Source organism: Kitasatospora viridis, from assembly GCF_007829815.1.
Taxonomy (GTDB): Bacteria; Actinomycetota; Actinomycetes; order Streptomycetales; family Streptomycetaceae; genus Kitasatospora; species Kitasatospora viridis.
Map to the genome: position 1 here is coordinate 3447610 of NZ_VIWT01000001.1, position 25950 is coordinate 3473559.

At 72.0% G+C, this 25950-nt stretch carries 24 protein-coding genes; 7 read left to right on the plus strand and 17 right to left on the minus strand.

Going from position 1 to position 25950, the window contains the following annotated elements:
• Positions 1-9 precede the first annotated feature (9 nt).
• Positions 10-1329 (minus strand): condensation domain-containing protein, encoded by a 1320-nt coding sequence (locus tag FHX73_RS15360; RefSeq protein ID WP_145905541.1) that lies wholly within the window; start codon positions 1327-1329, stop codon positions 10-12.
• A 320-nt stretch (positions 1330-1649) separates the two neighbouring features.
• Between FHX73_RS15360 and FHX73_RS15365 the strand changes: the two genes are divergently transcribed.
• The 3 genes from FHX73_RS15365 (at position 1650) to FHX73_RS15375 (ending at position 5803) form a co-directional block, all read left to right on the plus strand.
• A complete protein-coding gene (locus FHX73_RS15365) occupies positions 1650-3434 on the plus strand; it encodes a non-ribosomal peptide synthetase (RefSeq protein ID WP_170304928.1) in 1785 nt (594 codons plus the stop codon).
• 61 nt (positions 3435-3495) lie between these two features.
• Entirely contained in the window at positions 3496-4692 is a 1197-nt protein-coding gene (locus tag FHX73_RS15370; protein ID WP_170304929.1) for an MFS transporter, read from the plus strand.
• A gap of 115 nt (positions 4693-4807) precedes the next feature.
• Positions 4808-5803, plus strand: coding sequence for an aldo/keto reductase (locus FHX73_RS15375; RefSeq protein ID WP_145905544.1), 996 nt, complete (start codon positions 4808-4810; stop codon positions 5801-5803).
• A gap of 111 nt (positions 5804-5914) precedes the next feature.
• Here the strand turns inward: FHX73_RS15375 and FHX73_RS15380 are convergent, their stop codons facing one another.
• Positions 5915-6160, minus strand: a complete 246-nt coding sequence (locus tag FHX73_RS15380; RefSeq protein WP_145905545.1) for a phosphopantetheine-binding protein — start codon at positions 6158-6160, stop codon at positions 5915-5917.
• A 7-nt stretch (positions 6161-6167) separates the two neighbouring features.
• Positions 6168-8252, minus strand: a complete 2085-nt coding sequence (locus FHX73_RS15385) for an amino acid adenylation domain-containing protein (protein ID WP_145905546.1) — start codon at positions 8250-8252, stop codon at positions 6168-6170.
• A gap of 236 nt (positions 8253-8488) precedes the next feature.
• Between FHX73_RS15385 and FHX73_RS47205 the strand changes: the two genes are divergently transcribed.
• Positions 8489-9109 (plus strand): 4'-phosphopantetheinyl transferase family protein, encoded by a 621-nt coding sequence (locus FHX73_RS47205; RefSeq protein WP_145905547.1) that lies wholly within the window; start codon positions 8489-8491, stop codon positions 9107-9109.
• A 182-nt stretch (positions 9110-9291) separates the two neighbouring features.
• Complete coding sequence (locus FHX73_RS15395) at positions 9292-9993, plus strand: TetR/AcrR family transcriptional regulator (RefSeq protein WP_246213546.1); 702 nt, start codon at positions 9292-9294, stop codon at positions 9991-9993.
• Between the two features lie 6 nt (positions 9994-9999).
• Here the strand turns inward: FHX73_RS15395 and FHX73_RS15400 are convergent, their stop codons facing one another.
• Together FHX73_RS15400 and FHX73_RS15405 are read right to left on the minus strand one after the other, a co-directional pair.
• Entirely contained in the window at positions 10000-11922 is a 1923-nt protein-coding gene (locus FHX73_RS15400; protein ID WP_145905549.1) for an FAD/NAD(P)-binding protein, read from the minus strand.
• Positions 11923-11983: 61 nt separating this feature from the next.
• Positions 11984-12409 (minus strand): acyl-CoA thioesterase, encoded by a 426-nt coding sequence (locus FHX73_RS15405; RefSeq protein WP_145905550.1) that lies wholly within the window; start codon positions 12407-12409, stop codon positions 11984-11986.
• A 176-nt stretch (positions 12410-12585) separates the two neighbouring features.
• Between FHX73_RS15405 and FHX73_RS15410 the strand changes: the two genes are divergently transcribed.
• Positions 12586-13452: an alpha/beta hydrolase gene (locus FHX73_RS15410; protein WP_145905551.1), complete on the plus strand. Its 867-nt coding sequence runs from the start codon at positions 12586-12588 to the stop codon at positions 13450-13452.
• On the opposite strand, the gene FHX73_RS15415 is transcribed toward FHX73_RS15410, so the two are convergent.
• The 12 genes from FHX73_RS15415 to FHX73_RS15470 all read right to left on the minus strand — a co-directional run bounded on the left by FHX73_RS15415 (position 13449) and on the right by FHX73_RS15470 (position 25105).
• Positions 13449-14378 carry a prephenate dehydrogenase gene (locus tag FHX73_RS15415; RefSeq protein ID WP_246213547.1) on the minus strand — a complete coding sequence of 310 codons (930 nt, stop codon included), beginning with the start codon at positions 14376-14378 and terminating at the stop codon, positions 13449-13451. The two genes, FHX73_RS15410 and FHX73_RS15415, sit on opposite strands and share 4 nt — an antisense overlap.
• 155 nt (positions 14379-14533) lie before the next feature.
• The gene (locus FHX73_RS15420; protein ID WP_145905552.1) at positions 14534-15448 is read right to left on the minus strand and encodes a phytanoyl-CoA dioxygenase family protein; all 915 of its coding nucleotides are present in this window, start codon (positions 15446-15448) and stop codon (positions 14534-14536) included.
• A 32-nt stretch (positions 15449-15480) separates the two neighbouring features.
• Entirely contained in the window at positions 15481-16545 is a 1065-nt protein-coding gene (gene hppD / locus FHX73_RS15425; RefSeq protein ID WP_145905553.1) for a 4-hydroxyphenylpyruvate dioxygenase, read from the minus strand.
• 25 nt (positions 16546-16570) lie between these two features.
• Entirely contained in the window at positions 16571-17089 is a 519-nt protein-coding gene (locus FHX73_RS15430) for a hypothetical protein (protein WP_145905554.1), read from the minus strand.
• The gene (locus FHX73_RS15435) at positions 17082-18347 is read right to left on the minus strand and encodes a beta-ketoacyl-[acyl-carrier-protein] synthase family protein (protein ID WP_145905555.1); all 1266 of its coding nucleotides are present in this window, start codon (positions 18345-18347) and stop codon (positions 17082-17084) included. The genes FHX73_RS15430 and FHX73_RS15435 overlap by 8 nt, the downstream gene beginning before the upstream one ends.
• Positions 18344-20002 (minus strand): class I adenylate-forming enzyme family protein, encoded by a 1659-nt coding sequence (locus FHX73_RS15440; RefSeq protein ID WP_145905556.1) that lies wholly within the window; start codon positions 20000-20002, stop codon positions 18344-18346. Before FHX73_RS15440 ends, FHX73_RS15435 begins: the two co-directional genes overlap by 4 nt.
• A 24-nt stretch (positions 20003-20026) precedes the next feature.
• A complete protein-coding gene (locus FHX73_RS15445) occupies positions 20027-20590 on the minus strand; it encodes a beta-ketoacyl synthase chain length factor (protein ID WP_145905557.1) in 564 nt (187 codons plus the stop codon).
• Positions 20587-21735 (minus strand): beta-ketoacyl synthase N-terminal-like domain-containing protein, encoded by a 1149-nt coding sequence (locus FHX73_RS15450; protein WP_145905558.1) that lies wholly within the window; start codon positions 21733-21735, stop codon positions 20587-20589. The genes FHX73_RS15445 and FHX73_RS15450 overlap by 4 nt, the downstream gene beginning before the upstream one ends.
• Positions 21728-21973, minus strand: coding sequence for a hypothetical protein (locus tag FHX73_RS15455; protein ID WP_145905559.1), 246 nt, complete (start codon positions 21971-21973; stop codon positions 21728-21730). Before FHX73_RS15455 ends, FHX73_RS15450 begins: the two co-directional genes overlap by 8 nt.
• On the minus strand, positions 21970-22227 hold the full coding sequence (locus tag FHX73_RS15460) for an acyl carrier protein (RefSeq protein WP_145905560.1): 258 nt from the start codon (positions 22225-22227) through the stop codon (positions 21970-21972). Before FHX73_RS15460 ends, FHX73_RS15455 begins: the two co-directional genes overlap by 4 nt.
• 81 nt (positions 22228-22308) lie before the next feature.
• A complete protein-coding gene (locus FHX73_RS15465) occupies positions 22309-23679 on the minus strand; it encodes a class I adenylate-forming enzyme family protein (RefSeq protein ID WP_145905561.1) in 1371 nt (456 codons plus the stop codon).
• Between the two features lie 352 nt (positions 23680-24031).
• Positions 24032-25105: an alpha-hydroxy acid oxidase gene (locus FHX73_RS15470; RefSeq protein ID WP_145905562.1), complete on the minus strand. Its 1074-nt coding sequence runs from the start codon at positions 25103-25105 to the stop codon at positions 24032-24034.
• A gap of 186 nt (positions 25106-25291) precedes the next feature.
• Here FHX73_RS15470 and FHX73_RS15475 point away from each other — a divergent pair, with 186 nt between their 5' ends.
• Positions 25292-25942 (plus strand): TetR/AcrR family transcriptional regulator, encoded by a 651-nt coding sequence (locus tag FHX73_RS15475; protein WP_145905563.1) that lies wholly within the window; start codon positions 25292-25294, stop codon positions 25940-25942.
• Positions 25943-25950 lie beyond the last annotated feature (8 nt).

Consider the following 25950-nt stretch of genomic DNA (forward strand, 5'->3'; position numbering starts at 1 on the left):
GACGGATCGTCAACTCTGCTGCGCAGGCTCACCGCTGGGCATGACCGGCTCGTTCAGGGCCTGCGGGAAGCGGGCCAGCAGGTCGGCGAACTCGGCGGCCAGTTCCTGGGCGTGTTCGGCGCTGAGCTGGTCGCCGCGGTGGGCCACCAGTGCGATCAGTTGGCCGTCGCGCTGCGCCATGGTCACCGTCAGGCCGAACTTGGCGTAGTTGCTGCGCAGCGAGTCGTCCAGCACCGGCGTCAGCCGCGTGCCGTCCAGTGCGCCGGCGTGGTCGTCCAGCAGGTTCATGTTCAAGGTGACGTTGGCGTAGGGGGTGCGTCCGAACCGCCGGGCCGGCTTGAGCCGGGTGACCACGTCGTCGAACTCGACGCTCTGGTGCTCCAGTGCGTCCAGGGCCTGGTCGCGCATCTGCCGCAGGGTGTCCAGCAGTGTGCTGCCGGCGGTCACTCGGGAGCGCAGCACCACGGTGTTCAGGCACGGTCCGAGCAGGTCGGCGAACCGGGGCTCGTCCCGGTTCGCCGTCGGGGACCCGAAGGTGACGTCGTCCAGGCCGGTCCACCGGTGCAGGGTCACCGCCAGGGCGGTGGCGGCCACCATGAACCAACTGACGCGCTGCTGGGCCTGGAACGTCTGCAGCGAGTCCAGCAGTCCGGCGGGCAGCGGGATCTGGAACGCCCCGTTCGGCTCCGGTCGCTCCGGTGCGGGCAGCGGGGTGTCCGGGGACGCTCCCCGCAGTGTGGAGGCCCAGTACAGCAGGTCGTCGTTCCAGGCCTCGGTGTCGCGCTGCTGTTGCTGGTGGGCGGCGAACTCCCGGTACTGGACGACCGGTCGCGGCCTGTCCGGGGTCGTGTAGTGGCGGTCGAGTTCCGCGAGCAGGACGGGGACCGACTCCCCGTCGATGACCATGTGGTGCAGGCACAGCAGCAGCACCTGCCGGTCGTCGCCGAGCTCGCCGAGGGCGGCGCGCAGCAGTTGGCCGGATTCGAGGTCGAACGGCTCGCGCACGGTGGCGTCCAGCCAGTCCGTCATGCCGCTGGGGTCGTCGCGCAGGTCGAGGAGTTCCAGCTCCGGCAGCCACGGTTCGCGCAGCCGCACGGACAGGCCGTCGTCGTCCTCGATGAAGCAGGTGCGGAGTACCTCGTGCGTGGCGACCAGCCGGCCCAGCGCCGCGCGCAGCCGGTCGGGGTCCAGCCGACCCGCCACCCGCCAGGCGAGCGGCACGTGGTTGCGCACCCCGGGATCGATCAACTCGGCGAGCCAGATCCGCCGTTGGAAAGCAGTCAGCGCGAGGGGGACATCGGTGGAGACGGCATCGGGCAGCGGTGACATGGGCGTGGCTTCTCCTCATCTCGCGGCGTGGGAGACCTGCGCGGATGCGCTGTTCGCAGGCCGGTCTGCAAGTGCCCGCGGCCCCGTACCGGGGCTCTTGGTGGCGGTGCGGCCCTGCGTCATCAGAGGATTCCCCCGATTTTGGGATCATGCTACAGCCCTGTTTCAAGGCGGGACAGCGTGGTTTGTGACACGCAGATGGCCAGTAACCGTCCTGACAGCGGTTCCTGACGTTCGATGATTGACGAGACTTGTCATGCTGTGGTCGGATCGAACGTCTTTGATGATCCACTTGAGTGATCCACCCGCGGGGGATGAGGATGTCGGACGAGGGTTTGTTGCAGGCCCGGATTCTCGGTGGGGCACAGGCGGCCGCGGCCTGGCTCGACAGTTCCGGACAGGCGCTGACGTACCGGGAGTTGGCCGAGCGGTCGGGACGGCTGGCGAGGCGACTGACCGAAGCGGGAGCGGGTCCCGGTGAGCGGGTCGGGCTGTTCCTGGAGCGCGGGGCCGACATGGCGATCGCCATGCTGGGCGTGCTGCGGGCCGGTGCGGCGTTCGTGCCGCTGAGCCTGGCGGAACCCGCGCCCCGGCTGGCCCGGATCCTGGCGGACTGCGCGCCGGCCGTGGTGCTGGTGCACGAGGCCACGGCGGCCCGGTTCGGGGCCGACGGCGTCCGCACGCTCGGCGTGGACATCGACGTCGACGCGGACCCGGACGCGGAGCACGGGCCGGCCGTCGTCGGCGCCCCGGAGGATCCCGCGTACGTCATCTACACCTCCGGATCGTCCGGCGCGCCCAAGGGCGTGGTCGTCGAGCACCGCAACCTGACGCCGCATCTGGACTGGCTCGCCGAGCGGCTGCCGCTCGGGCCGGGCGACCGGCTGTTGCAGGTGGCGCCTTACACCTTCGACGCCTCGCTGACCGACTTCTTCTGGCCGCTGCGTGCGGGCGCCACGGTGGTCTCGGTCGCCGAGGGCGACCACCTGGACCCGCTCGCCATCGCCACCGCGCTGGTCGAGCAGGAGATCACCGCGGTCCGGCTCCCCCCGGCGATCCTGCCGTTGCTGCTCGACGAGCCGCGCCTGCGCGAGGCCACCGGCCTGCGGTACCTGATCAGCGGCGGCGACCGGCTGCCGACGTCATCGGCCCGCCGGATCGCCGAACTGCTTCCCGGAGTACGGGTGTTCAACCGGTACGGACCGACCGAGGCCGCCGTGGCGGTCACCTACCACGAGTTCGACGCGGGCACGGACACCGGGCCGGACGTGCCGATCGGCCTCGGCGTCACCGGGGCCGAGCTGCACGTCTCGCCGGACGGGGAGTTGCTGATCGGCGGCGCCTGCGTGGCGCGCGGCTACCTGGGCGATGCCGCACTGACGGCGGAGCGTTTCGTCCAACTGCCGGACCTGGGACGGGTGTTCCGCTCCGGGGACCGTGTCCGGACCACCGCCGCGGGGGCGTTCGAGTTCCTGGGCCGGGGTGACGAGCAGGTCCAGATCAACGGGCACCGGGTGGAGATCGGCGAGGTGCAGGCGGCCCTGCGCACGCACCCGGACGTGGTGGACTGCGTGGTCCTGCCGCAGGAGCAGGCGCTGGCCGCGTTCGTGGTGGCCGCGGCGGGTCGGCGGTCGGTCGATGAGCTCCGCGACCATCTGCGGGGCAGGCTGCCGGGCCACATGGTGCCCAACGTGATCACGGTCGTGGACCGGTTGCCGATGACCGAGCGGGGCAAGGTGGATCTCGCGGCCCTGCGCGCCCTGCACGCAGCGGCGCCCGCCGCGGACCCGGCGCCCGCCGCGGAGCCGGCCCCCGCCGCGGAGCCGGTGCCCGCCGAGGACCCGGTGCGGGAGGTGGTCGCACGGGTGTGGTCCCAGCTCCTCGGCGGTATCGAACTGCGGGAGGACGACGACTTCTTCGAGCGCGGCGGGCACTCGCTGCTCGCGGTGCAGGCGGCCGGCCGGATCCGCACCGAGCTGGGCCACCGCGTACCGCCGCGGATCATGTTCGAGAAGACGACCCTGGGCGAGTTCACCAAGGCGGTCTCGGAGATCGTCGCCCGCGCCGCTGTGGGTGCCGCCAGCGCCCATGGCGATGCGAAGTGATGCTGTCCTCGGGGCGATCGGGCCCGCAGGGTCCGGGATCGGGGTCGAGGGGAGCGGTGCCGTGCTGACCGAGCAGGATTCCGAGGTCGCCGAGACCACTGACAAGCGCTCCATGCGGTACGCGCTGTTGATCTCGCTGGCCACCGGGATCGGCTATCTGCCGTTCGCCCTGACGATTCCGATCCTGCCCGGTTACGTGACGAACCGTCTGCACGGCGGCCCGGCGGACGTCGGTGCGGTCGTCAGCAGTTACGCGTTGACCTCGCTGCTGCTGCGGCCGGTGTCGGGTGCGCTGATGAACCGTCTCGGCGCCCGGGCGCTGAGCGTCGGCGGGGCGCTGCTGACCGTGCTGGCCACCGTGTGCTACCCGCTGGCCGGGTCCATCGCCGAACTGGTGGGCCTGCGTCTGCTGGTGGGTGTCGGCATGGGAGTGATGCAGGCCGCGACCGGGGTCTGGCCCGTGCAGTTGGTGGCCAAGGACCGGCAGAGCTGGGCCTTGGGGTTGGGCGGTACCGTCAACTACCTGGCCCTGGGGCTGGGCGCTCCGCTGGGTACGTTGCTCGGTCGCTTGGTGGGCACCTCGGAAACGTTCGTGATCGCCGGGCTGGTCGCCCTGCTCGTCATCCCGATCGCCCTGTACGTGCCCGAGGTGCGTCTCCCCCCGAAGGAGGAGAAGGCCGGCGCCGAGCGGGGCCGGGCACTGTTGGGCACCGTGCTGCCGAGCGTCGCACTGGTCTTCACCGCGTTCGGCTTCGCGGCCGTCGCCAGCTTCGCGGTCGCGAAGTACAACGCCCTGGGTGTCTCCGGCGGCGCGGCCGTGGTCACCGCGTACTCCCTGACCGTGGTGCTGCTGCGGATCGCGGGTACCTGGATCCGTTGGGAGGCCAAGGGGCCGGCCGCGCTGGCGGGCCTGTTCCTGGTCGAGGCCGCGGGGATCGCGCTCGTCGGGCTGTCGCACGGGCTGGGCCTGGGCGTGGTGGGCGGTGTGCTCACCGGCGTGGGCATGTGGCAGATCTACCCGGCGCTGGGAGTGCTCGTGGTGCGCTCGGTCAGCGAGCGCGGGCGGGCCGTGGCGCTGTCGGTCTTCGGAGCCTGCTTCACGGTGGGTGTCGCCATCGGCAGTGGTTCGCTCGGGCTGATCGCCCAGGCCGCCGGGTACCAGCGGATGTTCCTCATCTGCGCGGCCTGCATCGTGCTGGGCCTGCTGGTGGCGGTCGCCGCGTCCCGGGTGCGGGGACCGGCGGGCGAGGGCCGGTAGCGGGGTGTGGTGCTCGGCGGGTGCCGGGCGGTCCCCGCACGCCCGCGAGCGTCGCGCGTTGTCGTTCTGATTCCGACTGATTCCGACTGACTCCGAAACGATCAAGGAGAGCAACGTGAAGTACGTCAAGCTGGGCTCGACCGGTATAGACGTGTCGCGGATCTGCCTGGGTGCCCTGAGCTTCGGCACACCGGGCAAGGGCGTCCACAACTGGACCCTGGACCTGGACCAGGCGCGGCCGTTGATGCTGCACGCCCTGGAGTCCGGGGTGAACTTCGTGGACACGGCCAACGTGTACTCCGCGGGGTCCAGCGAGCAGATCGTCGGGCAGATCCTGGGCGAGTACGGTCACCGCGACGAGATCGTGCTGGCGACGAAGGTGCACGGGCGCACGCGTCCCGGCCCCAACGGCGTGGGCCTGTCGCGCAAGGCGATCATGACCGAGATCGACAACAGCCTCCGCCGGCTCGGCACCGACTACGTCGACGTCTACCAGATCCACCGGTGGGACCCGGCGACGCCGATCGAGGTCACCATGGAGGCGCTGCACGACGTGGTGAAGGCGGGCAAGGCACTGCACATCGGCGCGTCGTCGATGTGGGCCTGGGAGTTCTCGAAGGCCCAGTACGTCGCCGATGCGAACGGCTGGACCCGCTTCAGCACCATGCAGAACCACTACAACCTGATCTACCGCGAGGAGGAGCGGGAGATGCTGCCGCTCTGCGAGGACCAGGGCATCGGCGTCATCCCGTGGAGCCCGCTGGCCCGGGGCCGGCTCGCCCGCCAGTGGGACAGCGTCAGCGCCCGCAGCGAGACCGACGAGTTCGGCAAGATGCTCTACTGCGACAGCGACCGCGAGATCGTCGACCGGCTGGCGCAGCTGTCCGAGAAGCGCGAGGTGCCGATGGCGCAGCTGGCGCTGGCGTGGATGCTGTCCAAGTCGACGGTGACCTCACCCATCGTCGGTGCCAGCAAGATGAGTCATCTCCAGGACGCCATCGACGCGTTGGACGTGGTGCTCGACGAGGAGGAGATCAGCTACCTCGAAGAGCTGTACCAGCCGCACAACGTCGCCGGGCACCCGATCACCTCGTTGCCGGGCCAGCACTGAGCTTGACGCCTGGTCAGCGGCCGTTCTCCACGCTTCGAGACGTCGAGTGTCGAGGCATCGGAGAACGGCCGCTGCGCATGGGTCGACCGCTCGCCCCGGACGGGGCCGCGCTCACTGCTGGGCCGCGGCCCGCTCCGCCACCAGTGCGACGAAGTCGTCGAGTTGCGCGTGGTCGAAGACGTCGCGCATCCGCACCTTCACGCCCAGGGTCTGCTCGACGCGGGCGATCATCCGCGTCGCCAGCAGCGAGTGCCCTCCGAGGAGGAAGAAGTCCGCGTCCGGGGTCACCTCGACGCCCAGGGTCTCGGTCCAGATCTCGACGACTGCTTCGTGGACCCTGGTGGCGGGGGTGGTCATGGGTGATTCAGTCCTTGTCCGTCGTAGGAGTGGCGAGGCGGGAACGGTCGACCTTGCCGTTGTGGGTCAGCGGCAGCTCTTCGAGCACCGTGTAGCGGGTCGGCACCATGTAGTGCGGCAGCTGCGCGCGCAGGGCGGTGCGCAGCGCCAACCCCAGCTTCCCGTCCGGGTCCTGGGCGACCACGTAGGCAGCCAGCCGCTTTCCGCCGACGGCGTCCTGTTCCACGATCACACAGGCCTGGCGGACGCCTTGGCAGGCGAGCAGGGCCGACTCGATCTCCGGCAGCTCGATGCGGAACCCGTTGACCTTGACCTGTAGGTCGGTGCGTCCCAGGAACTCCATGGCACCGTCGTCGAGGAACCTGACGAGGTCTCCGGTCCGGTACATCCGTACGCCGCGCAGCGGTCCCTCCTGCGCGGTCACGAAGCGCTCCGCGGTCAGGTCCGGACGCAGCGCGTAGCCGCGGGCCAGGCCCTCACCCGAGACCCACAGTTCGCCGGGGACCCCCGCCGGCACCAACTGCCCGTACCGGTCCAGCACATGGACGCGGGTCCGGGCGACGGGGCGGCCGATCGGGATGCTGGAACGAGGGCCCTGCCCGCTGTCGCCGTCGCTGCCGTCGCCGTCGATCCGGTGGAAGCAGGTGAACGTGGTGTTCTCCGTGGGGCCGTACCCGTTGACCAGTTCCAGGTGCGGCCACATCCGGGTGACCCGGTCGACGTGGTGCGGCGACACGACGTCTCCACCGACGAAGAGCCGGCGCACCCCGCGCAGGCAGTCCGGTTCGTACTCGGCGATCTGGTGGAAGAGGCCGGAGGTGAGCCAGAGGACGGTGATCCCTCGTTCTTCGATCACCTCGCCGAGTTCGCCGAGCCCCAGCGGTCCTGGCGGGGCCAGCTCCAAACGGGCGCCACGTGCCAGCGCGCCCCAGATCTCCAGGAAGCAGGCGTCGAAGGTCAGTGGCGCGTACTGCAGCACGACGTCGTCAGCCGTGAAGCCGGTGCACTGTTCGTCCGTCACCAGCCGGGCGACGCCGCGATGCGTGATCTCCACGCCCTTGGGAACGCCCGTGGAGCCCGAGGTGAACACGAGGGCGAAGAGCGCGTCCTCGGGATCCTCGGCATGCCCGGGCTCGACGTCCGATGGGGCGGAGCCGGGGCCGCCCTGGTCGGTGAGCTCCGCCAACGACAGCACGGCAGCGCCCGCCGGAGCGGACACGGCGAGTTCCTCGCTGTGGACCACGGCGGCGATCCGGGGATCGTCCAGCATGATGTGCAGCCGTGCCGCCGGGTAGGACGGATCGAGCGGCACGGCAGCCGCCCCCGCCATCGCCACGGCGAGCAACGCGACGATCGCGTCGAGGCTTCGCTCGGTCATCAGACCGACCAGCGAGCCGGGCGTGACTCCCGCGGCACGCAGGCGCTGTGCGGCGCGGACGGCAGCCGACTGGAGCTCCGCACGGCTGAGCTCTCGCACGCCGTCGCTCACGGCGCCGGCATCGGGCCTCAGCAGCGCCTGACGCTCCACCAACTGGTGCACGGACGGCAGCGATACGGCGTCGTCCCACTGGTCGCCCGACAGCGCCAGCAACCGCTTCTCCTCAACGGGAGCGACGGTGCCGATCTCACTCAGCGGAACGTGGGGCAGCCGGGCGATCTCGTCGGCGAAGTGCGCCAGGGCTTCCGTGACCGCGCCGCCCAGGCCGTCGACCGCCAGGTGTTCGGCCAGGTCGACGACTGCCTCGGATCCGCTGCCCGTTCCCGTGGTGATCGTGACGGTGACGTCGGGCGCTCTGTCTTCGAGGGGGCCGAGCCCTGCTCGCGTGCGGCTCTCGGCCAGTGAGCAGGCCATGAGGTCGGCGTCGATGAGCAACGGCGCCGGGAAGAGTACGTCTCCCGACCATCGGCCCTGCACGCTCAGATCGTGTCCCGAGAAGCGATGGACCAGGGCTGCCAGGGCCACGACCGTTTCCGCTGGACCGAGGGCATGGCCCTGCGAGGCTCCGGTCGTCGGGCGAAGTTCGATGCGAAGCTGCATCCGCGCGACCTCAATCATCGGAATGGCGAATTGACGATGTATCAGTTCTTGCAAGATCCATGCGAGGCTAGCAAGATCAACATCTCGCCCGCAAGACCGGTGCGGGAGAGGAGTCTCACATTTCGAATTGGATTAATCTGGACAAATATCCATGATGTGCGCATTCTTTCGCGCCGCGAATCCCGATGAACCCAGTATCGCCATTTCCTGGCGCGGGTGATCCCCGGGGTCGCCCCGTCGTCACTCGCCGGGTGCTGGCGCGGGCCGGGCGGGTGGCTCAGGATGGGGGCATGGGGGACGTGAACGGGGCCGAGATTCTGGTGCACCTGGTGCCGACGGGGCCGGATGCCCGGGCCGTGGCGCGGGAGTTGGCGCTGTGCGGCGCGGCCGAGCTGGCCGGGGTGGAGCGCCGGCTGGTGCGGTTGGAGCACGAGCCGGGCGGGCGGCCGGTGCTGGCGGGGGCGGCCGAGGGGCTGCAGGTGAGCATCAGCCACGGGCGCGGCCTGGCCGCCGTGGCGCTGAGCCGGCGCTGGCCGGTGGGCGTGGACGTGGAGGCGGTCCGGCCGGTGCCCGCGGTGCCGCTGGCCCGCTCCTGGTACGCGCCGGCGGAGGCCGAGTGGCTGGCGGACCGTCAGGAGGAGCTGCGGCAGCGGGATTTCTTCTGGCTGTGGACCCGCAAGGAGGCGATCGGCAAGGCGCTGGGCACCGGCCTGCGGGACGGCGGCACCCGGCGCCCGGTCGGCCTGCCTGGTCAACTCCCGGACCGGGCCGACCGGCTGACGGCGGAACCGGGGTGCGGCGGCCACTGCTTCGCGATGCTGCCCGCGGGTCCTGCCGTGCTCGCCGTGGCGGTGGCCGACGGCTCGGCCGACGGTGCCTCGATTGGGCTACGAACTGACGTGTTCCGTTAGAGGATTCCGTTCCCGGCACCGGTAGATCGCACTCGTATGGTGGCTGCGAACGGCACCCCGGCGTTAAGATGTGCTGCGCTCCGACAGTCGATCATGCGGTCCCCCCTCCGGCAGCACGCTGCCCGTGTGATCGAGCGGTTCCCCTTTCCGATTCCCTCCGGCGGCAGAGGCGATGGTGGCTCGTGACGGTTTCCCCCACAGACGGTCGAGTTCAGAAGGGCAATGAAACCCGCCGGCTGATTCTCGCCAGGACGGTCCAGATCGCGTCGGTCGAGGGGCTGAACTCGCTGTCGCTCGGTCGGCTCGCGGCCGATCTCGGAATCAGCAAGAGCGGGGTGTTCGCGCTCTTCGGTTCCAAGGAGGAGCTGCAGCTCGCCACCGTGCGGGCGGCCAGGACCGTCTTCCTGGACGTGGTGGTGCACCCCGCGCTGCGCACGCCCGCCGGGCTGGGCCGGGTGCTGGCGCTCTGCGAGGGCTGGCTGGAGTATTCGCGGACCAGGGTCTTTCCGGGCGGCTGTTTCTTCTTCGCGGTCTCCTGCGAGTTCAACTCGCAGCCGGGGCGGATCCGGGACGAACTGGCCGTGTTGAGCCTGGCCTGGGAGCGGACGGTGCACGAGCTGCTGGAAAGGGCCCGGGAACTGGGCGAGGTCCGCCCGGAGGTGGATCTCGGCCAGCTTTCCTTCGAGCTGATCAGCTTTATGGAAACGGCGAACGCCAATTCCCTGATGTACGACAGCGAGCAGCCCTACCAGCGGGCCCGGACGGCGATCCGCCAGCTGCTCGCCGCCGCCGCGACCTCCGGCGACGGCGGCTCGGTGCCGCCGCCGCGCAAGTCCCCGCGCGGGCCCGTGCGCAAGCCGGTGCGGGAGTTGACGAGCTGTTAGCCCGGCTCAGGCCGGCTGGTGCAGCTCCGCGGGGCGGATGGCGAGCACCGCCTGGGCGATGGCGTCCGCGTCGCAGAGGATCACCGAGTTGACCCCGGGGCGGACGCCGGCCGCAGTGACCCAGTGCACCGCCTCGGTCGGCACGCCGAAGGCGAACCGGCGCGGGTGGACCTCGCCCAGGGCGTCGACCAGCCGGTACGGCGAGCGGGTGACGGCCAGTCCGCCGGTCTGGTAGCCCGCGCCGTCCGGGTCGGGGATCAGGTAGGGCCGGCACTGCCCGGTCTCGCGCAGCCGGGTGAGCAGCGGGTCGGTGGTGTGCCGCAGGTCCGGTTCGGGCAGCCGGGCCTCGATCAGCGCCTCGACCCGCACCTCGGAGTCCGGCACCAGGCTGGAGGAGACCAGGAAGCCGTCGCCGTCGCCGGCTTCGGTGACCGTCATGCCGGGGCCGATCGGGTGCAGCACCCCGGCCTCGATCAGCGCGGTCAGCTCCTCGATCCGCCGGCGCGGCGGGCCGATCGACAGGAAGCCGTTCAACGGGCTGTACCAGCGCTGGAGTTCGTCCCGGTAGGAGCGGCCGGTCAGGCCCGCGTGGTCGACCACCAGGCGCAGCTCGTTGCGCAGGTCGCGCAGCACGTCGAGGGCGGCCTTGAGCGGGCCCAGCGCGTTGCCGCGGGCGGCCTCCCGGATGTCGCGGTGCAGGTGGCCGAGCAGCCAGTGGCGGAAGTCGGCCGGCTGCGCGAACTCCAGGTCGCCCCAGGGGCGCTGGATCGCCTCCCAGCTCCAGTGGTCGGCCTCGGCCACGCCGTGCCGGTCGAGCAGCCCGGCCAGGGCGGCCGGGTCGGCGGCCAGCGGGACGTACTCGGCGAGGAAGGCCTCGCGGGCCGCCAGGCCGTCCCGGGCGGCGAGCAGCGCGGCGTAGTAGACGCCGCGCACCTCGCGGTCCACCAGCGGCCACAGGTCGCGGGTGAACTCCAGGTCGCCGTGCGCGCTGTGGCGCAGGGTCAGCTCGGCGATCCGCTCCGGGGTGAGGAAGAGCGGCAGGTGCCGGCCGCTGACGCCCTTCTGGTTGTCGCCGCGGGCGTGGAACGGCACGCCGCGGCGCGAGCCGGCGTGGATCACCGGCTCGTCGCCGCAGGGCCGGTAGACCAGCCGTCCGTCGAACTCCTCGAAGGCCCCGCCGCGGCCGGTGGTGAGCAGCGCCAGGTGGTCGAAGAAGTTGAGGCCGAGGCCGCGCAGCGCCACCGGCCGGCCGGGGCGGGCGATCGACAGGTCGGCGTCCGCCGGGTTGCCGGGCGGCAGGTAGCCGAGGCCGTTCACGGCGGCGTAGTCGGCCAGCCGCCGTTCGGTGCTGCCGAGCGCCAGCGGCAGGTGGCCCTGGGCCAGCACCACGGCGTCCAGGTCGGTGAGTTCGGTGCCGTCGGCCAGCCGCAGCCGCTGCCGCCCGTCCGGCTGGTCGGTCAGCTCGACGGCGGTGTCGCGGTGCCGCCGCACCGTCACCGTGGCGGGCGCGGTGCGCACCAGGTGGTCGTGGACCCAGCCCAGGTAGTGCCCGTAGAAGGCCCGGCTGGGGTAGCTGTCGGCGGTCAGCCGGGCGGCCTCGGACCGCACCCAGTGCGGGTGTTCGGTGGGCTGGTCGCCGAGCACGATGGTCTTGGCCCACTCGTAGAGGCTGGGCCCCGGCACGATCGGGCCGGTGGCGGTCACGCTCTCGTCGGTGAAGACGGTGACCTGCGCGGCGACGGTGTTCATCAGCAGCTGGGTGGACTGGTCGGTGCGCCAGACCGCCCCGCCCGGCGGTCGGGGGTCGACCAGGTGGACGGTGGTCCGCTCCGGGCCGCCGGTCGGGGCGGCGGCGCAGATCCGTTCCAGCACGGCGAGCCCGCGTGGGCCCGCTCCGACGATGCAGATCTCCTGCCGGCTTTCAGGCACGGCCCCTCCTCGGGTCGGCGACCGGGGCGTGGTGGCCCGGTGCGCACGGACGTGGGGTGGATCAGATGGGCACTGAGGGCTTGGTGCGCAGCCGGCTGAGGTGCGCGGCGCGCCAGGTCTCGCTCCACTCGACCGGCCGGAAGGTGTCCGGGTCGATCTTGACCACGGCCCTGGCGCCGCTGGCCAGCAGCTGCCCGTCCGGGCCCAGCAGGGCGAAGCCGTGCCGGCAGCTGGTGCGGCCCAGGTGCTCCAGCCAGAGTTCGACCTGCATGGTGCCCTGGCCGCGCAGCGGGCGGCGGAAGTCGATCTCGAAGCGGCGCACCGCGTGGAACAGGTCGGCGTCGTTGACGAAGTCGGCGAAGAAGGCTCCGACCGCGCGTTCCGCGTGCACCTGGTAGCGGGCGTTGTGCAGGATCCCCATCGGGTCCAGCTCGTCCCAGTGGACCCGGCTGGCGCAACGGTACGGCTCGGGGAGCTCGGCGTCCATCACAGGAGAGACGCTAGCACGATCGTTCGGTCTTTTTGTATAAGGGAGGGCAGGGCGGAGAAAGTTCGCCGGTGCTCCTGGCGCGCCGTCGGCGGCTGTGCCAGGATCACAAAGTAGCCGAACGATCGTGCTCATTGCTCGTCGCTCATCGCAGAGCGTGCTCATTGGAGTGGGACATGGACCTGTCCGTCAGGCTGACCAGCGCGGCGCTCAACGCCGGCTCGGTGCTCTCCACCAAGCTGGCCGGGAAGGTCTCCTTCTACCTGTTCTGCCGGCCGCTGGCCCGCAGCAAGGTGCGCGGCACCGAGCGCGAGGTGCACGAGCGGGCGGTGACCGAGACGCTGACCGTCAACGGCAAGCAGGTCGTCGCCTACCGCTGGGGCGACGGCAGCCGGCCGGTGCTGCTGCTGCACGGCTGGCGCTCCCGCGCCTCGCGGTACGCGCCCCTGGTGCAGCGCCTGCAGGAGCTCGGCTGCACCGCGGTGAGCTTCGACGCCCCCGCGCACGGCGACTCCCAGGGCGACACCGTCACGATCCTGGAGTACCGCGAGCTGATCGCCCAACTGCAGGAGAAGTACGGCACGTTCGAGTCGGTGGTGGCGCACTCCTTCGGCGTGCTCTGCTCCTTCCTGGCGCTGCGCGAGCCGCTGCGGGCCGGCCGGCTGGTGGCGATCGCGGGGATGTCCGACTTCCAGTTCCTGCGCGACGAGTTCGCCGACCAGACGAAGCTCAACGCCCGGCTGCGGGCCGACCTGCAGCGGCGGATCGAGACCGAGCTCTTCCCGCACCAGGCCGACCCGTGGGTCGACTTCGACGCCAAGCAGCACACCGGGCAGATCGACCTGCCGATCCTGGTGATCCACGACGAGGACGACGACACCGTGCCGGTCGCCCAGGCCCACCGGCTCAAGGCCGCCTACGGGGACCAGTTGGAACTGGTGGTCACCAAGGGGCTGGGGCACCGCAAGATCATGACGGATCCCGCGGTGCTGGACAGCGCGATCGGCTTCCTGGTCCCGGAGTCGGTGGGCGAAGTCGGCTAGCGGCCGGCGGGCTGGGCGGCCGCCGCCGGCAGGCGCTCCCGGCCGGCCACGCCGAGGCTCAGCAGGTGGTGCAACTCCCGCTCGCCGCGCAGCTGCTGGGCCGGGTCGGGACCGGCCAGCCAGTCCAGCGCGGCGACCGCCACGGCCAGCTCGTCGGCCACCTCGCGCAGCACCTCGGCCACCGGCGCGGCGTTCGAGCGCAGGATGTCGGTCCACAGGTCGGGATCGCCCAGCGCGATCCGGGTGGTGTCCCGCAGGCCGGCGCCGGCCAGCCGCAGCCGGGCCGGATCGGTGTCCGCCAGCCGGCCGGCGATCAGCGAGGCCAGCAGGTGCGGGGCGTGCGAGGTGAGGGCCACCGTGCGGTCGTGCTCGGCGGCGTCCATCAGCAGCAACTCGGCGCCGCACAGCCGGATCAGCTCGCTCGCCCGGGCCACCGCGGCGGGATCGGTGCGGGCGGACGGGGTGAGCACCCAGGTGCGGCCGTGGAACAGGTCGGCCCGGGCGGCGGACGGACCCGAGCGTTCGGCACCGGCCATCGGGTGGCCGCCGACGTAGCCGCGCAGGTCGGCGCCGGCCGTCGCGGCGGTCCGCTGGGGCGGCAGCTTCACGCTGCCGACATCGGTGAAGTAGTGGGCCAGGCCGGAGCGCTGGTACTCGATCAGGGCGCTCGGGATGGCAGAGGGCGGCATCGCCAGCACCGCCAGGTCCACCGGGTGCGGTGGGCGGGCGGCCCGGCCGGCGCCGAGCGCGGCGGCCTCCCGGGCCACCTCGGGGTCGCGGTCCAGCAGGTAGGTGGTGACCCCGCGGGCCGACAGGGCCAGCCCGACCGAGGTGCCGATCAGACCGGTGCCGACCACGGCCGCGGTCCGCAGCGGTCTGCGGTCGACGCGGTGGAACTCGGCCTCGACGGTGTTGAGCTCGGACACGTGCCTCTCCTCGCGATGGGTCGGCGGGGCGCCGGCCGCTCGGGCGTGATCGGGGGGTCGTGAGCCAGGGAAGGGTCGATGGGCGGGGACGGCCGGGGAAGCGGGGACGGCCGGAAAAGCAGTGGGCGCCGGCCGGTCGGCCGACGCCCTGCGACTCAGGACTGCCAGGTGGTCGGGCAGTAGGCCGGGTCCGCGTAGTCCGGCAGCCCGTCGGCGGTGCGGCGCACCAGCACGTCGTGGTTGTAGGACACCTCGGAGCCGTCCGAGCGGGTGAACGGGCGGTACTGGTTCTCGCCGTCCTGCAGGTGCAGCGAGATCGCCCGGCGCGGGATCTCGCCGACGTTCGCGCCGCTGCCGTGGTAGGTGCGGCAGTGGTGGAAGTTCATGTGCCCGCGCGGGATGGTGATCGGCAGCTTCTTCAGCTCGACCCCGTTGAACTCGGCGTTCTCCGCCAGCATGACGTCGAGCTCGCTGTTGTCGCGCTCGGCGAAGTGCAGGGAGGTGCGGTCGTTCTCCGCGGTCTCCTTCCAGCGGTGGCTGCCGTCCACCATGGTGATGGTGCCGAGCTCCTCGGTGCAGTCGTGGAACGGGATGAACGCGGTCAGCATCCGCTCCGAGCTGCAGGTCGCCCAGTAGTGCCGGTCGAAGTGCCACGGCACGATGTTGGAGCGCTCCTCCGGCGCCGGCGGCTTGTAGATCAGGGTGGACTGGAAGATCCGGATCGACGAGGTGCCGGTCAGCAGCGCGGCGACCGCGCCGATCAGCGGCTTGCGCAGGATCGCGCCGATCCGGTCGTCCTCGTAGTGGATGTAGTCGTTGTGGCGCTGCACGCCGCCGGCCGAGGGCTCCCAGTAGGCGAGCTTGGGCGGGCGCACCGGCAGGCGGCGGTCGCGGTGGCCGGCGTAGAAGTCCTCGCTGGCCTTCTCCAGCAGGGCGGTCTCCTCGTCGCTCAGCAGCTTCTTGGAGAGGTACCAGCCGTGCTCCTGGTAGAAGTGGACGTCCTCCTCCGAGGGGAGCAGGGCCAGCTCCTCCTCGGTCAGGACGAATACCTGCTGATCGGTGGTGCTCACGGGTAGCTCCCTTTGCGTGTGGTGACGGTGTGTCAGGTCGTGGTCTTCTCGCGGTCCACGGCCTCGTACAGGGCCTTCACGTTGCCGCTGCCGAAGGTCTTGGCGCCGTGCCGGTCGATGACCTCGAAGAAGTAGGTGTTCCGCACGTGCATCGACTGGGCGAAGATCTGGAACACCTGGCCCCAGTGGTCGCGGTCGACCAGGACGTTGGTGTCCCGCAGGTCCTTGATGTCGAGCTCCGGCACGCCGAGCCGGTTCTCCAGCTCGTCGTAGTAGCTGCCCGGGGTCTCCAGGAAGCGCACGCCGCGCCGCTCCAGCACCCGCACGGCCGACACGATGTCGTCGGTCAGCAGGGCCAGGTGCTGCACGCCGGCACCGCCGTGCCGGCCCAGGAAGCCGTCGATCTGGCCGGGGCGGCGGTCGGTCACCGGCTCGATGATCGTGAAGGTGACGCCGCCGGACGGGCTCTGGACCACCTTGGAGTCCATCGCCTGCTCGCCGACCTCGATGAACTCCTGGAAGATCTGGCTGAAGCCGAAGACCTCCTGGTAGTACTCCACGGTTCTGGTCAGCTCGCCGCCCGGCACCAGGACGGCGGCGTGGTCCACGATCGAGAAGAGGTGCTCGCCCTCCTCGATGTCGGGGGCGATCAGCTCGATCAGGCCGGGCAGGAACTCCTCGGTGTCGCCGACCCGCTGGACCAGCCGGTGGGTGACGTCGCCGAAGCCGGAGACCATCGCGGTGGTCACCGCGTTCTCGCCCTGCTGCTCGGTGCGCACCGGCTCCACCGCCTCGGCGCCGCGCGACACCAGGGTGGCGAAGGCCTCGGCCGCGTCGTCCACGCCGAAGGCGATCACGCCGACGCCGTCGCCGTGCCGGCCCACGTACTCGGCGGCCGGGTGGCGGGCGTCCAGCCCGGTGGTCAGCAGCACCTGGACCTGGCCCTGGCGCAACAGGATCGTGCGCTGGCCGTCCAGGCCGGTCTCCGGGCCGCCCTGGCCGGCGACCCGGAAGCCGAACGCGGTGCACAAGTAGAAGGCTGCCTGCTGGGCGTCTCCGACGTAGAACTCGACGTGGTCCACACCATGGATTTCCACCGGGGCTCCATCCGATCTTTCGTCGTTAGGTTTCGGGTTGTGCGGTCTTCAGCTCGGCGCGGAAGCGGCAGGTCTCGGAGCCCTCCCGCTGGCACTCCAGCCGGCAGTCCGAGACCGGCACCCGCAGGCCCTCGAACCAGGAGGCCCGCAGTTCCAGGCAGGGGCACTCGTAGCCCTCCAGCGCCCGGGCGGCCCTGAGCATCTGCAGGGCGAAGGACTTGGTCACCACGGTCTCGACCGTGCGGTCGTCGATCACGTGCTGGCTGACCTGGGACATCCGGTCGGCGCCCATCAGTGCCAGCACCGCGTCGATCCGCTCGGCCAGTTCGGCCGAGGAGGGGGCGCTCGCCTGCTCCGGGTTTGCCCGCAGGTAGTCGGCCGCCACCCGGCGGCCGACGAAGGCGACGGCCTCGGCGTTGATCTCGTTGGCCGCCTGCTGGCCGTACCGCTTGCGCACGCCCTGGTACCAGCGCGCGTCGTGCAGCCACCAGTGCCGGAACACCTGCTCCAGCTCGGCGTCGAGCTCGGGCGGGTGCTCAGTCACCGTCGTTCTCCCGGCCGCGCCGCTTCGGGGTGCTCGCCGGGCCGAACAGCAGGCTGACGTTGTGCCCGCCGAAGGCGAAGGAGTTGGAGAGCACGGCGCGCACCGCGGCCGGGCGGGCCACGCCGCGCACGTGGTCCAGCTCGCAGTCCGGGCCGACCTCCTCCAGGTTGGCGGTGGCCGGCAGCAGGCCCTTGGCCAGCGCCAGCACGCTGACCGCGGCCTCCAGCGCGCCGGTGCCGCCGAGCAGGTGCCCGGTCTGGCCCTTGGTGCTGCTGACCGCCGGGTGGTGGTCGCCGAAGACCGCGCGGATCGCCTTGGCCTCCGCCGAGTCGCCGATCTTGGTCGCGGTGCCGTGGGCGTTGATGTAGCCGATGTCGGCCGGGTCCAGGCCGGAGACGGCGATCGCCCGCTTCATCGCGCCCGCCGCGCCGGCGCCGTCCGGGCGCGGGGTGGTGGGCTTGAAGGCGTCGGTGGTGGCGCCCCAGCCGATCAGGTCGGCGTAGCCGCCGGCGCCGCGGGCCGCCGCGTGCTCGGCCCGCTCCACCACCAGCACGCCGGCGCCCTCGGCCAGCACGAAGCCGTTGCGGCGCCGGTCGAACGGGCGGCTGGCCTGGGTCGGGTCCGCCCAGTTGGTGGCCAGCGCCCGGGCGTGGCCGAAGGCCAGCGCGCTGGTCGGGTTGAGCGGCGACTCGGAGCCGCCGCAGACCACCACGTCGGTGTGGCCCTCCTGGATCAGCCGGAAGGCCTCGGCCACCGCGTGCGCGCTGGCGGTGCAGGCGGTGGCGATCGAGGAGCTGTAGCCCTGGATGCCGTGCTTGATGGCGATCCGGGCGGCCGCCATGTTGGGCAGCATGCCGGGCAGCAGGTACGGGCTGACGGCGGTGTGGCCGCGCTCGGCGCGGGCCAGGGTCTGCGCCTCGTAGGTGGTCAGGCCGCCGGCGCCGCTGGAGACGACCACGGCGACCCGCTCCGGGTCGACGTCCTGACCCACCGTCAGTCCGGCGTCGGCCAGCGCGTCGTCGGCCGCGGCCAGGGCCATCAGCACGAACCGGTCCACCATCCGGCCCTCGGTGGCCGGCAGCACCTCGGTGGCGGCGATCTCCGGCGCCAGGCCGGCGAAGGCCACGGAGTTGCCGAGCACGTGGCCCTCAGGGATGTCGCGGATGCCGGACTTGCCGGCGATCAGGCCCGCGAAGACCTCCTCGGCGCCGCGGCCGAGCGGGGAGAAGAGACCGAGACCGGTCACCACGGCGGTCATGCGGACACCTCCGAACCGGCGATCAGCGCGGCCAGTTCGCCGCTGCGGTAGAGCTCGCGCAGGGCGACCTTGCGGACCTTGCCGGTCGGCCCGAGCGGCAGCACCGCCGAGTCGATGGCCAGCACCTCGCGGATCGCCGCCCGGACGTTCGGCTCCAGCGCGGCCAGCGCCTGGGCGCGCTGCTCCTCGCCCAGTTCGGCGCCGGGCGCCGGGACCAGCAGCAGGGTGGCGCTGGCCGGCTCGCCGGCCTCGGCCGGGACCGCGACCACGGTGCACTCCAGCACCTCGGGGCAGGTGGCCAGCACCTTCTCCTCGGTGGCGGCGGTGTAGAGCCAGGAGCCGTCGTCCAGCTGGACCGAGTCCACCATCCGGTCCACGTGGTAGAAGTAGCCCGCCTCGTCCCGGTAGACCAGGTCGCCGGTGAGGAAGTAGCCGCCCACCCGGGTCCGGTAGGTGGTGGTCGAGTCGTTCCAGTAACCGATCGACAGGGTCGGGGCGTTGATGCCCAGCTGGCCGACCTTGCCGACCGGCAGCTTGTCGCCGTTCTCGTCCAGCACCGCGCAGTCCGAGAAGGCGTGCGGCTTGCCGATGCAGCGGCCGTAGCGGTTGCTGTCCGGGGTGTGGGTGATGAAGAACTGGGAGTGGCCCATCTCGCTGGAGCCCAGGCCGTCCAGGAAGATCGAGCCGGTCCGCTTGACCTTCTTGCGGTTCTCCAGCACGTCGCGGCTGCCGACCGCGACCAGTCGGCGCACGTGCGCCTCGTGCGCGCAGTCGCCGGTGTTCCACCAGGCCCGCACCGAGCTCAGGTCGCGGGCGGTCAGGTCGGTGCCGGCCAGCTCGGACCAGACGGCGGCGAAGCCCAGGATGCTCTCCGGGCGCCACTGCTCGATGGCGTCCAGCACCACCGGGCCGTGCGGGGCGGAGATCAGCGCGAGCTCGATGTGGCTGGCCAGCGCCAGGTTGACCGCGATCACGGTGGCGGCGTGCGCCGAGGGCAGCGCGCTGAGGATGCGCTCCATGCCCTGCGGCTTGGGCAGCGACAGCCGGTGCTTGATCGAGGCGAACAGGCTGCGGTGCGAGTGGCCGACCGCCTTGGACAGGCCGGTGGTGCCGGAGGAGTGGGTGATCACCGCCGGGTCGTCCGGGTGGTAGCGGAACGGGGCCGGCGCGGCGGCCGCGTCGCCCTTGCCCAACTCCTTGACGTCCAGCAGCAGTTCGGCCTTCAGTCCGTGCTCCAGCAGGAGCTCGCGGTGGGCCTGGTCGACCAGCACCGGGGTGTCGTCGCCGAACCGCACCCGGACGTAGCGGGCAGCCGTCCCGCCGGGCATCGCACCGTTGATCAGGGCGCCGATCGCACCGAGCCGGGCCAGCGCGAGGAAGCTGAGCACCTGGTCGGCGGCGTCGGTGACGTAGACCGCGACCGGGTCCCGGGGCTTGACCCCGAGGGCGTGCAGCGCGGCGGACCGGGCCGCCACCCGCTCGCCCAGCTGACGCAGGCTCAGGGCCTGCCAGGCCGGGTGGCCGTCCACCTCGGTGTCGAAGGTCAGCGCCGGGTCGTCGAGGCCCTTGCCCCGCTCGATCAGCGCGGTGAGCACGTTACCGGTGCCCAGCTGCGGGTCGGCCGCGAGTTCGGCCCGGTTCCACGGTGCGTTCATCGGCGTTCCTTAAAAGGTTCGGGCTTAGGGGTTCGGGTGGCGGCGCGGCTCGGGCCCGCCCGGGCCCAGCAGCACCGCGACGGCCTGGTCCGACTCGGCGCCGGGGCCGGCCAGTTCGGCCAGCACCACCAGCACTTCGTCCACCTCGCCGGTGGCCAGCATCAGCTCGGCCTGGGCGCTCGCGTCGTCCACCGGGTCGTCCACCGGGCTGATGCAGACCAGCGGGCCGGTGATCCCCCAGCGGGAGGTCACCTTGCCGCCGATCGAGTTGGGCACCGACTGGAAGAAGAGCAGCGGGGAGACCCGCTTGCCGGCGTCCACCAGGTCGGCGATGGTGCGTGCGGTCTCCTGGTCGCCACCGGGGCTGACCAGCAGCAGTGCGGTCCGCTCGCCCGCTTCGGGGGCCAGCGGTGCGGCCGCGTGCCGCCGGCCCAGGCAGCGGTCCGCCACCCCGGCCACCAGGCCGGGGAAGTCGGAGGCGACGAAGCCGGGCACCGGGGCGGGCCGGCCGCCCTGCGGGTCGTGCTCGGCCGAGGCCAGCACGGTGAAGCCGGACCGCTCGAACTCCTTGCGCCAACGCTCCGTCATCGACTCACCACCAGTGCGGTATTGGCCCCGCCGAAGGCCGAGTTGACGGAGAGCACGTGGCGCAGCGGGGCGCTCAGCGGCCGGTCCACCACGGTCAGCGGGCAGTCCGGGTCGGGCAGGTAGTCGCCGCCGTTCACCGGCAGCCGGCCCTCGTTCAGGGCGAGCACCGAGACGGCCAGTTCGACCAGTCCGGAGGCCTCCAGGCAGTGCCCGTGCACCGACTTGCTGGAGCTGACCGGCACCCGGGCGGCGACCTGCGCGCCGAGCGCGCGGTGCAGTCCGGCGCTCTCCGCGGTGTCGCTGGCGGTGGTGCCGGTGCCGTGCGCGTTCACGTAGTCCAGTTCCTCGGCGGCCAGTGCGGCGCGGCGCAGCGCGGCGCCGACGGCGCGGGCCAGGCCCAGGCCCTCGGGGTGCGGCTGGCTGACGTGGTAGGCGTCGCCGGCCCGGCCCCAGCCGGCCAGTCGGGCCAGCGGCTCCCGGCCGCGCCCGGTGGCGGCCGGCTCGGCCTCCAGCACCACGGCCACCGCCGCGTCGCCGAGCACCATGCCCTGGCGGCCGGTGCTGAACGGCCGCAGCCGGCCGTCCGCGGCGAGGGCCCGGGCGCTGTCGAAGAGGGTGAAGCGGTCGGCCTCCAGGAAGTACCCGGCGGCCACCACCACCCGGTCCAGGCGCCCGGTGGAGATCAGCGCGGCCGCGTCGGCGACCGCGGTGCTGGCGGCCACGCAGGCGGTGGTGTAGGTGCGCAGGACGCCGTTCAGGCCGGTGTCGGCGGCCAGCGCCGCGGCCAGTGCGCCGGCCCGCAGCTCGGGCCGTTCGGCGCCGCCGGGGCGGGCCGCGGCGCGGTCCGGGGTTCCGGCGAACATCAGTGGGGTGTCGACGAGTTGTTCGTCCGTCAGGCCGGCGGCGGTGATCGCGCCGCGGACCACGGCGCGCAGCTCGGCGGCCAGGTCGGGAGTGCCGGGCAGCTGGGCGGCCCGGGTGGTGCGGCGGGCCGAGACGTCGAACCGGTCGACCTCGGAGAACGAGTCGGCGCCGGTGAAGACCGCCTCGGCCAGCGCGGCGGTGCCCCGCCCGCAGGCGGTGACCGCGTCGATCGCGGTCACCACCACGGGCCGGGCCGCCGGTGCGGCGAGCAGCTCAGGCATCCGCGCTGCCCGCCAGGACCTCGTTGAGCACCTCGGCCGCGCCGGCCGCCTCGGACATCCGCTGCAGCTGGTCGTCGTCGAGGTCGAGCTCCACCTGGTGCAGCTGCTCCACCTGGTGGATCAGCCAGGCCAGCTCGATCGAGTCGATCTGCTCGGTGGTCTCGGCCGCCGGCCGCTCCCGGTAGCCGGCGAGCAGGTCCAGCACGGTGTCGCGGTCGATCCGCGCGGTCGTGCTCACTTCGCGACTGCGGCGGCGCGCTTGACGATCTCCTCGACCAGCTGGCCGAGGTTCATCAGCGCGAGCTGCTCGGCCTCGTCCTCCTCGAACTTGACCCCGTAGCGGTCCTCGACCTGGATGGAGACCTCGGCGATGGCCAGCGACTCCATGTCCAGGCCGTTCGGGCCGAGCTCGGTCTCGGGGGTGACGGCGGCGGTGTCGTAGTTCATGTCGGCGAGCACCTCGGTGAGGAAGGTGTAGACGTCGTCGTTCATGGGCTTTGCCTCTCGATCGGCCAAGTCGTGTCGATGACTTGGGAGGGTGGGGTCCCCCGGCCGAAGGCCGGGGGAGGCTCGTCAGCCGGTCGGCGCGACGATGTGGGAGCGCAGTGCGACGGGGTCGCGCAGCGGCTTGCCGGTGGCGGTGCGCGGGAAGGCCGGCAGCACGTGCAGGGCCCGCGGCCGCTTGTAGGGGGCCAGCAGCGGCCCCATCGCGGCGGTCAGCCCGGCCTCGGCGGCCGGGTCGGTGAGGGTGAGGTAGGCGGTGATGTCGCGGTCGTGGACGACCACCACGTCGGCCACGCCCGGGAGTTCGGCCAGCGTGCGCTCGACCTCCAGCAGGTCGACCTTGAGGCCGCCGATCGACACCTGGGAGTCCATCCGGCCGTGCACGGTGAGCAGGCCGGTGGCCCGGTCCAGGGTGCCGGCGTCCTTGGTGCGCAGCAGCCCGTCGACCCAGCGGGTCGGGTCGGTCAGGCCGACGTAGGGCGACCCGGCGGTGCGGATCAGGATCTGGCCGTCCAGGATCTCCAGCTCCATGCCCGGGGCGGGGGCGAGTTGGGGTCGGTGGGCGCCGCGCAGGTCGGTGGCGATGACGCCGACCTCGGTCATCCCGTACATCGACCCCAGGGTCGCCCCGTAGCGCTCGGTGAAGGCCTTCCAGAGCCGGTCGCCGACCGCGTCGCCGCCGGTGATCATCGCCTTGAAGCCGGGCAGTTCGGGCCCGTCCCCGGCGGAGGCGAGGATCTCGGCCTGCACCGGCGCGCCGAGCACGGTGGTGGGCCGCAGGTCGGCGCCGATCGCCCGCCGGATGCCGTCCACGGTGGTGCGGGCCGGCAGCACCAGTTCGGCGCCCCGGTGCAGGGTGTGCAGCAACCCGCCGACCAGGCCCAGCACATGGACGATCGAGGCGAGCACCACGACCCGCTCGCCGGGCTGCGGGAAGCCGTCCAGCCGGGTGTACCGCTCGATCTCGGCGGTCAGGTCGGCGGCGCTGCGGCCGATCACCTTGGACGGCCCGGTGGAGCCCGAACTCAGTTGGAGCAGCGCGTGGTCGGTGGCGGCCGGGAGCCCGTCCAGGGCGGTGACCACGGTCTCGGCCGCGGTGCTGAAGCCGCGCAGCGCGCCGGGCGCGCCGGCGGTGGACTCGACCAGGAACTGCGGCCGCAGCCGCTCCAGCGCGGTGGCCACCTCGCCGGGGGCGAGCCGCACGTCCAGCAGTGCCACCTGGGCGCCGAGCCGCCAGGCGGCCAGCAGCGTGGTGATCAGCGCGAGCGAGGGCGGCAGCCGCAGCGCGACGGTGCTGCCCTTGTGGGCACCCGCGCTGGTCAGCCGCTGTTGTTCCTGTTCGACCAATTCGCGGACCGCGGCCCGGTCCAGTGTCCGCTCCAGCGTCAGACAGGGTGAGTCATCCGCGCCGGCCAGCAGAACATCGTCAACCCACGACATCCATGCCCCCATGAAATTGGTGCCCCGAGCATTGCTGATGCATTAGTTAAGAATTCGCGAAAATATCGGGAACTCCGACGCAGAGCGTCCCCGGGCATGCGTCGCGCATGTCCGGGAACCTTGTTACTACGCGCGCGCCGTTCGGCCGCAGAATGAATCGGCCGCAGAAAGGATTCGGCGTGCTCCCGCCCCCCGGTACCGAAAGCCTATGCGGATCACGCAAAGCTGGTCAACCGACGGCGGAAAGTTACGCCCGAGTAGTCTGAAACTTCAGGAAGCGGTTGTGAAGGAATGTCGAAATGCGCCGCGGCCCAGGTGGGCCGCCGCGGCGCTCGGAGAATTGCGGATGAATTTATCGGGAAGTGATCAGGGCACGGGTGATTTCCGTGAGCCGCGGGCACCCGGAGAGTGCCATCGCCTCGTCGAGTTCTTCGGTGAGCAGTCGCAGCACCTCGGCCGCTCCGGTCGCGCCGCCCTGGGCCAGCCCCCAGAAGACTGGTCGGCCAACCATCGCCAGGTCGGCGCCGAGCGCCAGCACCTTCAGCAGGTCGCCGCCGTGCCGGATCCCGCCGTCCACCGCGACCAGGGCCCGCCCGGCCACCGCGTCCACCACCTCGGGCAGGGCGTCGGCCGAGGCCACCGCGCTGTCCAGCTGCCGGCCGCCGTGGTTGGAGACCACCACGCCCGACGCGCCGTGGGCCAGCGCGAGCCGCGCGTCCTCGGCGGTCAGCACGCCCTTGAGGATCAGCGGCAGCCCGGTGCGCTCGCGCAGCCAGGCCAGGTCGGCCCAGGTGATCGAGGAGTCGAACTGCTCGCGGGAGTGCTTCTCGATCGCCGAGGCGCCCTCGGTGCGCCGGTGCGAGCTGGACATCAGCGCGGCCGGCAGGTTCACCGCCCGGATGTCGCCGGGCACGCTGAAGCCGCTGCGCACGTCGCGCGGGCGGCGGGCCACCCGCGGCGCGTCCACCGTCAGCACCAGGGCCTGGAAGCCGGCCGCGGCGGCCCGTGCGGCGAGTTCGACCAGGGCCTGCCGCTCGCGCAGCCAGTAGAGCTGGAGCCACAGCGGCCCGCTCGCGGCGGCGGCGATGTCCTCCAGGGTGCGGCTGGCGAACATGCTGACGGTGAGCAGCGAGCCGGCCTTGCCGGCCGCCTCGGCGGTGGCGGTCTCGCCGTCCGGGCAGGCCAGCCGGTGGTAGGCCATCGGGGCCACGCCCAGTGGTGCGGCCAGCGGCGCGCCGAGCACCGTGGTCGCGGTCGAGCACTGTGAGACGTCCACCAGGACCCGTGGTCGGATCCGCAGCCGGTCCAGCGCCGCGCGGTTGGCGGCGAGGGCGGACTCGCTGCCGCTGCCGCCCTGGATGAAGTCCCAGACCTGCTCGGTCAGCACCCCCTGGGCAGCCGACTCGTAGCTTGCTATGTCAAGCACCTGTCTGCTCCTGTCCCCCGCACGATCGACTTCGAGCGTTGTGACCGCACGGTCGTTCACTTAATATCATGGTGGCGCCGTCGAGGGCGGGTCAAGGACCGCCGGGCCGACACGCCGGGGCGAAGAAGTGAACACGGTGAACAGCAGGAGTGCCTCCGACAAGCGCGCGACAATGGGAGTCGACACGTGGGTGACGCACGAATCGCGCGGGGGAACCTGACGCGCCGAACAGTCCTCCAGCGGGCCGCCGAGATAGCGTCGGTGGAAGGACTGGAGAACATTTCGCTCGGCCGCCTGGCCGCCGAGGTGGGCATCAGCAAGAGTGGTATCTTCGCGCTGTTCGGCTCGAAGGAGGAGCTGCAGCTGGCCACCGTGCGATCGGCCATCAGTTTCTATCTTGAGCACCTCATCACGCCGAATCGGCAACTCCCCGAAGGGATTGTCAAGGTGCGTTTGCTGTGCGACAGTTGGCTGCGTAGTTCGATGGGCCGGGTTTTTCCCGGCGGCTGCTTCTTCTTCGCCACCTCGGTCGAGTTCGCGGCCCGCCCGGGGCCGGTCCGCGATCTGCTGGCCGGTGCTCAGCGCGAGTGGATCCACTACGTCGAGCGGGTGATCGTGGCGGCGATCGAGGCCGGCGAGCTCACTGCCGACACCGATCCCGCGACCCTGGCCTTCGAGCTGCTGTCCCTGCTCGACGGTGCCAACAGCACCGCGCTGCTGCACGACGACGACACCGCCTACCAGAAGGCGGCCACCGCGATCCTGCGGCGGCTGCGGTCGGCGGCCACCGATCCGGCCCTGCTCTGCGACCCGCCCGCCCTGCTGACCGTCGCCTGACGAGCGCT